The organism is uncultured Microbulbifer sp. (assembly GCF_947498635.1).
Lineage (GTDB): Bacteria > Pseudomonadota > Gammaproteobacteria > Pseudomonadales > Cellvibrionaceae > Microbulbifer > Microbulbifer echini.
In genome coordinates this window covers 1-16,121 of sequence record NZ_CANMKV010000037.1, presented here as the reverse complement: position 1 = coordinate 16,121, position 16,121 = coordinate 1, and the positions used below count along the sequence as shown (strand labels likewise).

Genomic DNA, 16,121 nt, shown 5'->3' with positions numbered 1-16,121 from the left:
TCGCGGTTGGATCAGGCGGCACAGGGCGCCGCTCACAAATTATGTCGAGGATAATAAAATCCAGACCAACAATGATTGCCAATTCGCCGTTTTCCTCGACAAAATCTGCAATCAATGGCAAAGATCACGGTGTAGAGAAGTCACTTAAGTGTGTGGCTCGGACCGAGCCTGTGCCGGAAATGGCACAAATGGAACAGTCATTCTTCCTCCGCCCCGGCAACCTTGTCTGTTTATTATCTGCCAAGTGGTGAGCGTTTCGGCCATCCCTGACCGATCGAATGCCGGGCTTATCGCCGGGTGACTTTGCTCTTGGGTTCCGGATCGGGCACCGCCACGGCGGTGTCGGTTTTCACTTCCTCCATCACCACATAGGTATGGGTTTCGCGCACCCCCGGCACCGAAGCCAGTTTCTCACCGAGAAACCGGCGATAACCGAGCATATCCTTGATGCGAATTTTCACAAGATAGTCAAAGCCGCCGGCCACCATATGACATTCCTGCACCTCTTCCAGGCCCGCCACATGCTGGTTGAAGGCCTCCAGGGCCTCGGTAGCAGTGTTGTTTAGCGTCACCTGAATATAGACCACCAAGCCGGCATGAACCTTGAGTGGGTCCAGCAGCGCCACATAGTCGCGGATAAAGCCCTCGCGTTCGAGGCGCTTCACCCGCTCTAGGCAGGGGGTGGGACTGAGATTTACACGGCGTGCCAACTCCACATTCGGCAGGCGGCCATGTCGTTGCAGGATTCGCAGTATTTGGCGATCGATACGATCTAGATCTTCCAACTGTCGAGACATTACAAAATACCCTACTGGCAATCACGCATTTAGGCGTGATATTTAACCACAACAGTCGCCAAAATGGCGATTAATTCTAAGCACTTTCGCACATAATCCGGTCTTTTATTCTGACCCTAGATATAGAGCTTGGGAGACGATATGTCGACAAACTTCGCCGGAGACCTACAAAGTGCCCGAGAACGAGCACACAAGTATCTGCACGCCGACGAAAACCAGTGCGTTAATGAGCTCCTGGCCGCCCCCCGCCCCAGCGACGCCCTGCGCAAGAAAATTTTGAGCACCTCGCGCGAGCTGGTACGCCACTCGCGGCAGCAGCGCAGTAAGCGCGGCACGCTCGATGCCTTCCTACAACAGTTTGGCCTCTCCAATAAGGAAGGGGTGGCTCTCATGTGTCTGGCGGAATCTCTCCTCCGGGTTCCGGATGCTGATACTGCCGACAAACTGATCGCCGAGAAAGTGCATTCCGGCAACTGGTCCAGCCATCGTGGCCAGTCGGATTCCCTGTTCGTGAACGCCTCCACCTGGGGCTTGATGCTCACTGGCAGCGTGGTTGAGCTAGACCCGGATATTACCGAGCGCCCCTCCCATTGGATGAGACGCCTGATCAGCCGCATCGGCGAGCCCATGGTGCGCACCTCCATGATGCAGGCAATGAAAATTATGGGCGGCCAGTACGTTTTGGGCCGAACGATTGAGGAAGCGCTTAAACGCGGCCCCAAAGAAAATCTGCCTGGCACCCGCTTCTCCTTCGACATGCTTGGCGAAGGCGCACGCACCATGACCGATGCCGAGCGCTATTTTGATGCTTACATGATGGCCATCGAAGCCATCGGTAAACACAACACCAAGCGCGATGTGGTCGAGGCCAACGGCATATCCATCAAGCTCTCGGCCCTGCACCCACGCTACAGCGTGCTGCAGCGCGAGCGTGTGATGGGCGAGTTGCTACCCCAAGTAAAACGTCTGTGTGCCGCCGCTGCCAAATACGACATGGGCTTGAATATCGATGCGGAAGAAGCGGAGCGCCTGGATATCTCCCTGGATATTTTCGAAGCCCTAGCCCGCGATCCCGAACTGAAAGATTGGCAGGGCCTCGGTTTTGTATTACAGGCCTATCAAAAACGCGCTCCCCATGTGGCCGACTGGCTGGTTGCCCTAGGCCGCGACACCGGCCGCAAACTGATGGTACGCCTGGTCAAGGGCGCCTATTGGGATAGCGAAATCAAGCACGCCCAGCAGATGGGCCTCAGCGATTACCCGGTGTACACACGCAAATGTCACACCGACCTCTCCTACCAGGTATGTGCGAAGAAGCTGCTCGATGCGGAGGAAGCGATCTACCCCCAGTTCGCCACCCACAATGCCTACACCGTGGGTCAGATTCTGGAAATGGCCGGCGAGCGCACTAATTTTGAATTCCAGCGCCTGCACGGGATGGGCCACCTGCTCTACGCACAGATCGAAGCCGTACACGGCAAGCGTGTGCCCGTGCGGGTTTACGCCCCGGTGGGCGCCCACCGCGACCTGCTGCCCTACTTGGTGCGACGCCTGTTGGAGAACGGCGCCAACAGCTCCTTCGTAAACCGTTTTATGGATGAGGACACACCCATTGAAGCGCTGGTGCAGGACACCCTCGAATTGAGTGAGGCCTGTAATCCCTTCCGCCACCCACAAATTCCTGTACCGGAGAGTATTTATATGGGCGCAGAAGCCCTGCCACGGAAAAACTCGCACGGCATTGAGCTGACCGACCCACTGGCCGTTGAACCAATGCTGGAAGAACTGCAAAAACAACAGGGCAAACACTTCCTCGGTGGTCCCATTGTCGACGGTGTCATGGGCAAGGCCGAAGAGCCGGTTTACAACCCGGCCACCGGTGCAGTGATCGGCCATACCGCCAACACCGACAAACACTTGATCGAGCGAGCCTATGCCTCAGCCACCGAAGCGCAGATCGACTGGGATCGCCAGGGCGGCAACAGCCGCGCCGTGATTCTCGATCGCATCGCCGATTTTTACGAAAAGAAAATCAACGAACTGACTGCGATCATCTGCCTCGAAGCCGGCCGCACTCTCAACGATGGCATCAGCGAAGTGCGCGAAGCCGTAGATTTCTGCCGCTACTACGCCAACGCCGCGCGCCAACACTTCAGCGAAGCCACCGAACTGCCCGGCCCCACCGGCGAAAAGAACCAGTTATTCCTGGGTGGCCGCGGTGTATTTGTCGCCATCAGCCCCTGGAACTTCCCCCTGGCCATCTTTACCGGCCAAGTCGTTGCCGCCCTCGCTGCCGGCAATGCGGTGCTGGCCAAACCCGCCGAGCAAACCCCGATTATCGCCGCCCACGCCGTGCGCATCATGCTCGATGCCGGCGTCCCGCCCAAGGTATTGCACCTGATTACCGGCACCGGCGCCGCCGTGGGCAAACTGCTGATCGAAGATCCTCGCCTGGGCGGCGTGGCCTTTACCGGCTCCACCGAAACGGCACGTCTAATCAACCAGCAACTGGCCGCCAAAGAAGGGCCAATCGTGCCGCTAATCGCCGAGACCGGCGGTCAGAATGTGATGATCGTAGACTCCACCGCCCTGCCCGAGCAGGTGGTGGACGATGTCATTCAATCCGCCTTCTTAAGTGCCGGTCAGCGCTGCTCCGCACTGCGCATCCTGTGTGTACAGGATGTGATCGCCGACAACCTGCTCAATATGCTGCAGGGCGCCTGCGAAGAATTAAACCTGGGCGATCCCAGCAAGCTGGAAACCGATATCGGCCCGGTGATCGACAAAAAGGCCCTGGACCTGTTGGAAGCGCACCGCGAACGCATGGCCAGTGAGGCCAAGCCACTGTTTGCCTTCGATGAAGACAAAATGCCCAACATAGGGACTTTCTTCGGACCACAGGTGGTGGAGATTGAAGATTTCTCCCTGCTCAAACGCGAGGTCTTCGGCCCATTCCTGCACGTAGTGCGCTTTAAAGCCGAAGAACTGGAAGACGTGATCCGCCGTATCAACGCCACCGGCTACGGTCTCACCTTCGGCCTGCACTCCCGTATTGAAGGCCGCGCAGACGCAATATTCAAACGCGTAAACGTGGGCAACTACTACGTAAACCGAGATATGGTGGGCGCAGTAGTGGGCGTAAACCCCTTCGGCGGCCAGGGCCTCTCTGGCACCGGTTTCAAAGCCGGTGGTCCCCACTACCTGTTCCGCTTCGCCACCGAGAAAACCAAAACGATTAATACGGTTGCCACTGGTGGTAATACACAACTGTTTAGTTTGGGGCAGTAGACCTTAAGAGTTGAAAGAGCGGGCAAAGCCCGCTTTTTTTACTGCAAAATCGTACTCACGCCATAAAACCGCCCTTCCCCGTAATAGCCCCACCCTATTCAACCAAACGAGTAAAAGTAAATCTTGTAAGGGCAGCAGTGATTAAAAAATATTGGCACTGTGGCACTGTTCGCTAGGTATCTCAGAGATCAAAAGCACCTTCACATATCCACCGGGATAACCAGCCCCAAGATTGCCTACTCGTTGACTTTTAATATTTTCCCAATAAGATCATGAGCCAGGAAACAACAAGACACATAAGCCGCTTCTTATATCTATACCCTAAATTTTGTACCCATTAAACCAGGGACGCAGAATTTTCAGGACTCATTCACCAGACTCCAGCGGGCGGGGCTGGGATATATGAAAGTGGATATAGAGTGGCCGATTTTAAATACGCGGTTAAAGGTCTTATATCTTTAGGAGAATTTATGAATGCTCACATAGAACCAGGAGCAAGCTGCTAAAGCTTTACGAAACTACTATTTCTAAATAAGTGTTTCGCGGCAATGAGCGAGATGACGGGAGTGGAATAATGAACATTTCTTACCCAACAATGAAAATATAGAAAAGAACAATGCAAATTTTGTTGTGCGCAATCCAGGTTCAGAGTAGTGCCCAATATTTATCCAGTAACGACAGAATGGTCCAAAAAAATGCGGGCTGCACTGACCAATCTATGTGTCGTTCGCCTGTACGCCGAACGTTACGTACATGAAACACCGAGTTAAACCCTAACTATTCTACAAGGAGAGTCTATGAAAAAATTATTATTTCTAGCAATTACCGTTTTTATTGCATCATGTAGTAGTACGTTCACTAAAACCGGCGATGTATCTCATCATGCATTGAGTCCGGATTGTGAGATCGCTGTTTACACAACACCACCTAAAAAAGACTTCGATGAACTAGGTGTGGTTGAATTCAAACCTATGCCATTTATTGGCTATCCAGGCTCTATTTCATCCGCTAAATCTCAAGCAAGTCCATTTGCGTGCGCAAATGGCGGCAATGCTTTGCTCTTGTGGGAAGCAAATGGTATTGGCCAGTATCTGAAAGGTACCGTTATTCGAGTTAATTAGGCTACATAACAAGCGCGTCACTGGGTAAATCGCTACGCGGCTTACCCAGTGACGTGAACATTAGGAATCAAATAGTTCTCTTCGAGTTCGCTTTTCAGCTTTTCGTAATTTCATTGATAGTTTTAGGGGTTGTTTTTACCTTAACTCAATTATTCCTCAGATTTTATGCTCTTGATTTCTGTGAATATCACAATCCCTTTCACAAATTTCAGGAATCATGAGGATACCCTCAGGTTAAGCTTTGTTCCTTATGCATTAAAAGTACGATCTGTATCTTAAAAAGAAGAGAAATCTTGGGGTTTCGGCCCAGGTCGGAATAAAGTGGGAATTAGGGTTTATCCGTTATCGGAAGATATCGCAGAAAACAATAAATAAGGGCGTATATTTTTTAATAGCATCCCTGATAACCTTAACCCAAGAAGCATAAAACAGCAGGGGACCTACGACTCTCGAAACAGAACGTCAGTAAAAGAAGACAGCAGCTGGAGGAAAAGTGTGCAAGGAGAACTAAATATTTATAATAACGCCTGTAAATATGGCTTTTACATAAATATTGATCCTTGGTTTCGGATAATAAGTGCAATTGGTAAGGGAGGGCTCAGCTGGTAGAGTCGGCACCTCTCCCGACCAAGAGAAAGGGACTGATGAGCTACTACCAACTGAGCGAGAACGAACGATACCAGATTTACAGTTTAAAAAAAGCCGGACACTCTCAAAGAGCAATAGCAAAACTGTTAGAGAGGCACCCCGCAACGATCAGTCGAGAGCTACGACGCAATACAGGTTTGCGAGGGTATCGCCCAGGGCAAGCACATAAGCTTTCGGAGCTTAGACGCAGGCAAGCGTATAAGGCACAGAAAGTGACTGATGGAGTGTGGCAACAAATAGTCATCCTAACTCGGAAAGAATTAAGTCCTCAGCAGACTGCAAGCTATTTAAAGAGACATACAGGTGTATCGTTACATCATGAGACGATCTACCAACTCATTTATTTAGATCAGGCAAATGGTGGAGACTTATACAAGCATCTTAGGATTGCATCAAAGCCCTATCGTAAGCGCTACGGTAAGTATGATCGACGCGGAAAGATCAAAAACAGAGTGAGCATAGATGAACGACCAGCGGTTGTTGATCGGATGAATCGGATAGGTGACTGGGAAGATGATACCGTTATAGGCAAGGGGCGTGGTGGAGCTTTGCTGACCATGGTTGAACGCAAGACGTTATTTACTGTTATTGTCAGATTAACAGGTAAACGATCAGGCTTATTGGCTGAAGCAGCGGTTAGTCACATGGTGAGCTTCAAAGATAAAATCAAAACAATTACCTTCGATAATGGTCTTGAGTTTGCTGGTCATGAAACAATTGCAGAAGACTTAGAAGCTAATATTTATTTTGCTCACCCATATTCATCTTGGGAGAGAGGTATCAATGAAAATACTAACGGCCTCATCCGGCAGTATTTCCCAAAGGATACCGACTTTAATAAGGTAACAGACGAGCAGGTTCAATTTGTAATGGATCGCCTGAATAGTAGACCAAGAGCGAGTCGGGGTGGAAGGTCACCGAATGAGTTATTTATAGGGCTGGAAGATGATCTGCTTGCGGTATAAAAGGATTGCACTTAATACTTGAAACCAAGATCCTGAAATTGTAAAAAAAAGGGAAACAACATTATTTATCGTGAAGGCAGCTATTCTACTTACGACAGAACAGGAGTATTAATTATGAATCCCAGCCAAAATCTTGTTTTTAATATGTACAGAAGTTGATCCCCGGTAATAACTAATAATGCACCGCAGAGGAATGGCTTTAAGCCTAGGTTTAATTATTTCTGGACTCTTATAGTCGTCACATTATTCCTATCAATTTACAACTGGCACAATGGGGCCTTCTTCAGTTTTGCGCTCTTTAAAGGTCTCGGTACTGCGGCTGTAGCTGTAGCTGTAGCTGTAGCTGTAGCAACAATCCTAATTCTACAGGGTGTTACTAAGTTATCTAGCCCTCCCTATCTTCCATTATGATTTATAACTAGCCTTACTGTGACCCTAAGGATGGCTATGTATGCCAAATACCTTTTGAACTGTCGTACTGACAACTCAAATACATCAGCTCCTATCCATTTTCCCAGCTTACCATGTTGTCACCTCTAAATACTGACCTATTCGTTCTGCACAGATCTCCCCCCGTGACTCTGTCGTAGATTTGATAATACCCATGGATTCACATACCCCCTTTCACTGAGTAATCCTGGTCAACGATCAGCTGCACTACTTCCTGCCTGGGCTCTGGGTCGAATTTAGTCTTCTTGGTATTGATTACTATTTTGCCCGATTTTCAGTGAGCGCCGCAGTATCACTCAAAGTAAAGTGGCCAGATTAAGTCTGCCATTACACATTGATTAGAAATTCAATCAAATCAATCGTACATTTTATAAACACATAGGTAAGGGAAGCTGGGTATATTCAATGTTTACCCGCTTATAAAAACAACAACCTTTTATAGGAAATAGAGATCCGGGTGTTCATTGTTCACAAATTGGAAATTATTAAAGCTCAATATGGAAACAATAATGTACAACCAAGTTCACAAAATGTAAGAAAGTTGCGCATATAATTAAAATTTTTTGACCCAAGCAACATTGAACCCGCAGAGACTAATATGAATGATCCGTCTAAGCTGCTACTGGCAATTTTTTTATCCGTTTTCCTAACTGCCTGTGGAGGTGGTGGAGGCGGTTCCGGCGATGACAAAAACAATAATCCTGGGACCACTAATAATGACACAGGCACAGGCACAGGCACAGGCACAGGCACAGGCACAGGTACCGACACTGGTACTAATCCCGATCCGAACGCTCCAGGAAAAATTAGTGGCGGAGAAGGTAGTGTTAGCGAGGATAATGTCGTATCCACTTCTGGCCGACTAGTTGACACTGCGGACCAAAATAGAACCTTTCAAGAAATTCTTGAGTGGGGTAAATACGGTCGCTTGCACGTTCTCTCCGATGGCAGCTGGAATTATAATTTGGATAACAATTTGTCTGATCCTCTCAGCGCTAGTGAACTTGTCACTGATGAATTCAAAGTTGCTGTGGGAACCGGAGATGATTACGTCGCTACGATAGTGATCGAAATAACAGGTGCAGACGATGCCTATACTTTTGAACCCGAATCCCCACTAGCCACTTTGGTTCTAGAAAGTAGGGAAAGTGCTAATGGCACTTTGACCTTACAAGATGTAGATGGTAATACGCCGAGTTTTTCTCAGAACAATATAGCTGGTAGTTACGGTGATTTTAAGATCGTCGGTAATGGGGATTGGGAGTATATCCTCAATGGCAATACGAATAACCTAAAAGAAGGTGAGTCTGTAACTGATACTGTCAGTTTTCAGTTAACAAATGGCGCTCAACTATCCGTTACATTTTCGGTAGTAAACGCAGATACAAATGGGGCTGGCTCTTTTGAGCTGTCTCTGAAACAAAAGCGGATAATGCTCGACAAACACAATCATTTTCGGCAGCGGTGTGCCAGTGGGCAATCTGGCGAAGGACGCGGTCCAGAAAGTGCCGGAAATATGCAAACCCTTTTTTGGGATGATGCTTTAGCTAAGATGGCAAAAGAGAGGGCGTCGGCCTGTTATTATGGCCATTTAGGTGAATCTACAGGTATTAGGAAGTCTTTTGATAAAGTGAAGGATGAAGTTTCTTTTGTACTGCCTTCTGGTTATGTGGAAATTGGCGAAAATGTAGCAATTCATTTTACGAACCCTCCAGCATCTCAGTATGGTAGCGAGCAATGGGCTGGAGCTGTTCAGGCCTGGTACGATGAAAGTTATGCGTATAATTGGGAGGACGGGCAATGTCACGATGAGACTTGTGGGCACTGGGCTCAAGTATGCTATGGAGAAACTCGCTATGTCGGATGTGCGGTAGCTGAGTGCGATAGTATCATTGGCGTTGATAATCCAGCCTATAACGATGGTGCGCATGTCACAGTTTGTAATTATTATCCCGCAGTCAATAAATCTGAGATGCCTTTTGTAGATAATTTTGGATTCGATAACTGTAGAACTTGCCTCAATTATGACTACCCTTTTTGCGCTGATAATATGTGCTCTGGAGGAATCTCCAAAAGTTGGAATGCTTCAGGAAAAACACATAAAAGCGTTGATCAGTGTACTGACGGTTTAGGTAGAGATATTGTGCCCTGCGCCCATGCCCCCAGGGACGAAGTTCATCCGCAACCCGCTAAGGTTAGCGGCTTTAAGTATAGAATGATCGACAAGCAACTACATTTGTCTTGGAATGAAACTATCAAAAATGGTGGTGTGCTTCATTACAAATTGTTTCGTGATGATGAGTTGATCGTGAAGACTCGAGAGCTGTCATATCAAGATTCTAAAATAGAGCAAGGCAAAAGCTACCACTATAAAATAATCGCAGTTGATCATGCAGGTAAGGAAAGCAAAGAACCTGCGTCCCTGGATGTTACAATAATAAGAAATTAGAGTTATACAAAGACGATTTGGAGCGCATCAGACCAAACACGAGCGGAAGTACGGGTAGTTCACACAAGAGAACAGAAGATCATAATTTTGGGTGAGATCCAAAATTCCTCCAAACAAATAAACCGGATGAGTTCAGATAAAATCCGATCTCATCCGGTTTAAACATCACAGACAGCACCGCCTTTACATGTATACGATTGAGTGGGTGTTTATAAGGGATTAGTTTAAGAAAAGAATGCTTGGTGAGACAAATTCTTTAAAAGATCCGTGAAATATCAAAGAGATTGAAAAATCGCGCGCATTCTCGATTTTTTATGATCGATAGCCAAGCAGACTGGCCTTGACAATTCACAGGCTATGGGTTCACTTGGTACTAAGTACTATAGTTCATTTTTTCCAATTGGTACTACTGGTGGATGCGATAACTCATTGAAATCACACGGTAGAAAATAACATTCATCACTTTACTAGCAATAAAAAAGGTTTTATTTTGAAAAAAATTGTATGTCTCTGTATGGCAATATTTCTTAGCTTTAATGTATATGCCAACAATGGAAAGGTACTTGTTGTCGTTTCTGCAGCTGACCAGCTGATCTTAAAAAACGGTGGGGTAGTCGAATCTGGTTATTTTGTCAGTGAATTATCTGAAACCCTGAGACAACTGGAAGACAATGGATATGAAGTTGATATTGCCACACCAAAAGGAAAAACTCCGGTAATTGACGGTTATGGCCTGCAAATGTATTTCTATAAAGCATCAGTAGTATCGAACTGGCCCCAATACAGTTTATACCCTAAGGCCAAAGCCCAGGAAGAGCGCTCAAAAGATATTACTACAGCTATGAAGTATTTTGGTAGACTCAAATTCACTAATCGCTATGCCAATGACGAAGTATCTGCCTTTCTAGATGATATTGAATATAAAATGGAGCAACAGCAAATTACTGAAAAGCCCTTGCTTTCACTCGAATCACTCGCACAATCAAAACACTTAAAAAAATATGATGGGATATATATTCCAGGAGGTCATGCTCCAAAAACCGATCTACTGTTTAGTAAAGAGTTAGGGAATATTCTAACCTATTTTCATGAGGAAAAAAAACCAACCGCTATTATTTGTCATGCTCCAATAGTATTGTTGACAGCAATGGAAGGTACTTATGATCCATTTACTCCCCCAACAGAAGAGCAAAAGAACAGCTTTATTTACAAAGGATATAACATCACACTGGGCAACAAGTCAGAAGAACTAATCCTTGAAAAATTCCTTTACCTAAAAGGTAGCCGCCTAGAGTATTATGTTGCAGAGAAGGCAAAAGAGGCTGGCCTTAAAGTTAATAACTTACGTGTACCTTCGATGTCACAAGTTATTGAAGATAGGGAGTTGATCACCGGAGCGAACCCCTCCTCGGTTTATACTTTGGCAAATAGATTCGTGGCTAAATTGAACAATAGATAGTTACTCATCTAGTAGATGTAATTATTGCTTTTACGTGGAACAAGGATGTACCAAAGCAGCGTAAACGCCACAAATAACTTTAGACCGATGCATTCTAGAGAATGTTGAGAGAGGAAGGATAAATCAAGTAGAGGATGACCAACTCTATATCTGATTAACATTTCCTCATTGAAATAGCAGAATTAGATTTAACCTGATCTCAACTTGCCTGGATGCTTATCAATAGCTGGCTTTTTAATTAACACTTAAAATTTGTTAAATTTTGGATTTTTATATAGATTCAAAACTTAAACTCAGAAGATGAACAATAAAAATAAGACACCAAAATCACAGTTAATTTAAATTGCTATTAGCAGGAATCTAAAATGCTAACTTAAATCGATAGGCAATAGCTCTATAGCGTTACCCATCATAGGTCAGCACATATTCGTTTGAGCAAATCCATTCGCTTCAGTTTTTCTACCTCTACCTCTACCTCTACCTCTACCTCTAAAATATGAGATTGCAGTAATGTCTTCGTTGTTTACTGCTAATCGCTAGCCCACCAGCCCACCAGCCCACCAGCCCACCAGCCCACCTTATTGTTCAACAATTAGAAATAATATGGCGTCAATTTTGAAACAATTTCTCACATCCAAAGTTCTCGAAGGCGGAAGATATCGATCTTATATTTTCAATCGGATCATCCACCTTATACTAATTTAATGGTTAACAATAGGACACTTAGGTGTAGTTATTTGCATGCTTGTGATGTTTGAATTAAGCAATATAAATTAATACCATTCCTGCGCCATTAAGGTCACTTAAAGTTAACCATTCCCATGCTGGAAGTTGAATTTTTTCAATAATGTTTTAATGCTCCGTTTGATGACTAATTTCCAACTGGCTAATCTTTAGCGTTAAGGGCAGGAGATCTTATCCGGTATATTTTTTAGAAAAAATAATAATATAGGATTTTGCCATGAATTTTAAAAGAGCAGGCGTGTATATCGTGTATATCGCGCTATTGTTTAGTTTGATTATGCCAGTCTATGCACATGCAGGGATATGGGATAATTTTACAAGCTGGATTACCGAAAGCTGGAAGAAAGTTGAAGCAAAAACTGAAGAAGCTGTCGAAGACGTTGTCACTACGGTAGAGGATGCTGCAACAACCTCAGTAGGATTTTTAGTAGACACTGGTGAATGGCTATTTGATGGCCTGACAAATTCTGTTGAAGGCACACTTGATTTTTTCTTTGGGGTGGCTGATGACTCGGTTACCGCATTAAACTATTTTGGTCTTGATGTCGATATATCAGATTGGTTTAGCACAGGGGCCCGAAACTCTGAAGATAGTGCTCAGCTGTGGACTTTGGCGAACTATGATACTGGGTCACATCCAGACTACCTAGCAGCCTTTCGTGAACGTCAAGCCGCCTATATCGAGCGGGCTTTCGACGCTGCAAGAGAGGAGCCAAATAATAACCACATGATTCTCAGAGCCCATCTTGGTCTTCCGCTGGACAGGGAAGCATTGGCCCAACGGTTAACCGAACTTTTCACCCCAGGCAAGCACGCCTACAAAAATCCAGATATGCCACTGTTGGAATATATTCGTGTATTGGCGGAGAGTAATGACTACGATGATCTAATTCTAAATGAGATCATCAAGCTCCCATATTGGCAAGACGAAGATACCGAGCGGGTACGTGTCTACACTTCTGAGAACCACGTACTTATGTGGCTCTCTAGTAGCTGGTTACTATGGGAAATGGAGGGCTGGCATATCGGAGGCGGTCCAGAAAAAATTAAAGAGCGCTTGGTGCGTTATTTAGAAGTTAAAAAACAATATGGCGTCTATGAGTCTACCTCAAATATTTATAGTGGTTTTTCGCTATCTGCTTTATTAAACCTCTATGACTATGCAAAAGATCAGGAAATAAAGACACTCGCCGGACAGGTCGCACTAATATTTCTCAACGATATAGCTATGGTCACTAATGACCTTGGCGCTGCAACGGCTGCAGATTCGCGGGCTTATGAGGGTAGTTATCAGGGAGTGAACGACCTGGGTAATAACTTCTCACGCTTTATTGCTCTAATAACCGGCATGGGTCCTCAGGTATTTACCAGTGGTGGATCACATATGGATATTTTTTCCATGACCAGCTTGGATGTCAGTAGTGTTGCCTATAATCGCCTGGAAAAACTCAATGGTGAAGTCAATATCAGCTATTCCTCTGGTCATCCCATCTCGGATGTGGATTCCATATGGGCAGGTCTGGATTTACAAGACAAACTTATTTTTTCTCAATCCGCTGGAGCTTACGCTCACCCCGAACTGGCGGACGAGATGCTGGAATACTATCTGACACCTCTCGCCGGATTAAATTTTTTCTTTGAAGACATCATCGTGGAGTCCAATCTGGCAGACGATATGGTTGACATGTCTGGTGTTCTACTTACGGAAACCAGCGCGCCCTTTACAACCAGCTCTCTTATTTCAGAAAAAACCTTGGACCTCTATCGCCATGGTGTAGTGCAGTTGAGCTCTTATCAAAACTACCACGCGGGTAATGCTGGTTGGCAGCAGCAGCCCTGGGTTGCCACAACGGGGACACTCCAGATTACCACACGCTCAGGAGCGGAATATGGTGGTTGGAAGGCTGGTGGTCAGGAGCAAATGAATACAAATTTACCTTATATTAAGCAAAATAAGAATGTAGCTCTGGTTCTATACAAGCCGGCTATGGAACTGCGATTTATGGAAGGGGTGGGTAATGCCACTGATTTTCTGCCAATAGATGACTTTGCGACGGAATCAGTCAACTTAATTTGGCCGGCTGATAAGTTTGATGAAACTTCCAGCTTCAATAACTGGCTATTTGCAAGAGAAGGTGAAGGGTATGTGGCTGTCTATCGCCATTGCCAGGATACAAAATCCTTTATACGCAATGAAAAGGCTATAGAGCTCTACAGCTGTAATGGCGATGAACAGATTTGGGCAACGGTTGTCGGCAATGCTCAGACCCATGGAGATTTCAGCAACTTCATATTCACCATTTCGCAAGCCAAGATCCAGAGTAAGTGGCGTTGGAGCTGGGCCGAAAAGCGACATGTCTGGGAAACCACACTTGAAGTAGATGGGAAAATACTCGGCTATAGCTGGGAAGCAAATGTCGATGATTTAACGGATCAGGAAATGTGGGAACTCGCGGGCGTCAACAATACGTCCACCATAGAAACCGCATTTGTGCGAGGTTACCAAGTAAACGATGTGACCGACAACCCTGTTGGTACGGGTCAAGATAACTGTGAAAGTTCCGATGATATTCTACTACACCAAACTGTTAGCTTTCATGGTACGGATCCAATTGTTTCACGTATATCGGAAGATACTAACGGTAAGTGCTTCCTGGTAAATGTAGAGGAGCAGTCATTGGATTCAGAAACTTATCACGGCGGTGAGCAAGTCGATGTCATACATTTCCAGAACCGTCGTTTTGTTGGTGGGGAGGCGGATAAACTCTATGGTGTAGATCACGATTGGATTACTGTTCAATTGGATTTCAGTTATACCAACCCAGTGGTGTTTACTTCTGTCATTGGCGTTGCCAACCCCAATTCCATCACCGCTGAAATTCGTAATATCACCTCCAATAGTTTTGAGGTTCGGATAGCAGAGTTTGCTTCGAATGATCGTGTTCAATTGCCTGAAATTCTGCATTATGTTGTGATGGAAGCCGGTACTTATACGGCGGCCAACGGAGCTGAAATTCATGTGAATGCCATATTATTGGAAGATAACTTAACTGGTTCCCCTGAATTCCAAACCGTTGGTATTGACCTTCAGGATTACCTCCTGGTGAGCCAGGTACAAGGAAAGAATATGAGTGAAACTCTTGGTACTCGAATTAGGGATAAACAAACAGGCTCTTTTGAGATCAGCCTAATGGTGCAAGAAGCCCACAGAGAAAAAGGAGAAAAACTACAAGCCGTAGTGGGCTATATAGCTATTGGTAAACCCGCGGTTCAGTCTAAGAAAATAGCCCTTAAGAGCGCCCACGGTAAATATTTGACTGCAACCGGTAATGGAGGTAACGGTCAAACTGTCAACGCAAATGCTTCAACAATCGGAAGCCAAGAGACAATTATTCTCAGCGGTAACAGCGCTCAGCAGGGCTGTTTTGCTCACGGTGATGATGTATGGCTGCAAACTACCGACGGTTATTATTACGGTGCCCAAGAATGGGGGGCGCTTGATGTCACTGTCACTGATAGGTATAGCTGGGAGACATTTGAATTAATAAATCATACAAATAATACAGGATGTTTGCAGAATGGTGATCAAATTTCCTTATTCAATGTCCGCCACGGGAACTATATTGTTGCTGAGCACGACGGTGGTGCGAATGCAAACCGCAAGGTTCTAGGTCCATGGGAAAAATTTACAATTGAGAACTTGACTCTTAATTAGCAACACGATTAAGGCATCCCAACCCAAGTCATTGGGGTGCCTTAATTCAAATATAGATATCTCCTTCTTTGACAACCACCTTTCGCCATGAAGCCTTGACCGGCTTAATTTTTCGATACACTCTCCCCTTTACTTCTTAATACAAGGCACCAGCAGAGAAAAATTCTTACAATTAAGCATATAGTATCGATACTGAAAACCCAGGAATTCTATCTTATCTTTAAGATAGTCCCGCTGCGCTCTCTAAATTAATACCTCGTATAGCTAGCCATCCGTAACGAATAACCAGTAAAAGATTTTTCAACGAGCACTCTGAATGTAAATATCAAAAAAAACAGGTTAAACGTGTTTCCTGTACTTAATGGATGGAGCAACCTTTCTAGACATATCAGCAAAAGGTAGACCTAGGGAACCTCTGAATAATTCCGAGCCAATTTGTTAGTATTCAGTTATCCGTCAAGACTACGATAGATCATGCACCAAGT

At 45.6% G+C, this 16,121-nt stretch carries 7 protein-coding genes; 6 read left to right on the top strand and 1 reads right to left on the bottom strand.

Annotated features, from left to right (window positions below):
* Positions 1-287 precede the first annotated feature (287 nt).
* Positions 288-797: an Lrp/AsnC ligand binding domain-containing protein gene (locus Q1A69_RS16145; RefSeq protein WP_299587597.1), complete on the bottom strand. Its 510-nt coding sequence runs from the start codon at positions 795-797 to the stop codon at positions 288-290.
* A 141-nt stretch (positions 798-938) separates the two neighbouring features.
* On the opposite strand from Q1A69_RS16145, the gene putA reads away from it, so the two are divergent.
* The 6 genes from putA to Q1A69_RS16115 all read left to right on the top strand — a co-directional run bounded on the left by putA (position 939) and on the right by Q1A69_RS16115 (position 15,636).
* Positions 939-4,085 (top strand): bifunctional proline dehydrogenase/L-glutamate gamma-semialdehyde dehydrogenase PutA, encoded by a 3,147-nt coding sequence (putA, locus tag Q1A69_RS16140; protein WP_299587594.1) that lies wholly within the window; start codon positions 939-941, stop codon positions 4,083-4,085.
* Between the two features lie 797 nt (positions 4,086-4,882).
* Positions 4,883-5,206: a hypothetical protein gene (locus Q1A69_RS16135; RefSeq protein WP_299587592.1), complete on the top strand. Its 324-nt coding sequence runs from the start codon at positions 4,883-4,885 to the stop codon at positions 5,204-5,206.
* Between the two features lie 644 nt (positions 5,207-5,850).
* Positions 5,851-6,819 carry an IS30 family transposase gene (locus tag Q1A69_RS16130; RefSeq protein ID WP_299587590.1) on the top strand — a complete coding sequence of 323 codons (969 nt, stop codon included), beginning with the start codon at positions 5,851-5,853 and terminating at the stop codon, positions 6,817-6,819.
* A gap of 1,048 nt (positions 6,820-7,867) precedes the next feature.
* Positions 7,868-9,718, top strand: a complete 1,851-nt coding sequence (locus Q1A69_RS16125; protein WP_299587588.1) for a VCBS domain-containing protein — start codon at positions 7,868-7,870, stop codon at positions 9,716-9,718.
* 490 nt (positions 9,719-10,208) lie between these two features.
* Positions 10,209-11,177, top strand: a complete 969-nt coding sequence (locus tag Q1A69_RS16120) for a DJ-1/PfpI family protein (protein WP_299587585.1) — start codon at positions 10,209-10,211, stop codon at positions 11,175-11,177.
* Between the two features lie 961 nt (positions 11,178-12,138).
* The gene (locus Q1A69_RS16115) at positions 12,139-15,636 is read left to right on the top strand and encodes a hypothetical protein (RefSeq protein ID WP_299587583.1); all 3,498 of its coding nucleotides are present in this window, start codon (positions 12,139-12,141) and stop codon (positions 15,634-15,636) included.
* The last annotated feature ends 485 nt before the right edge of the window (positions 15,637-16,121 follow it).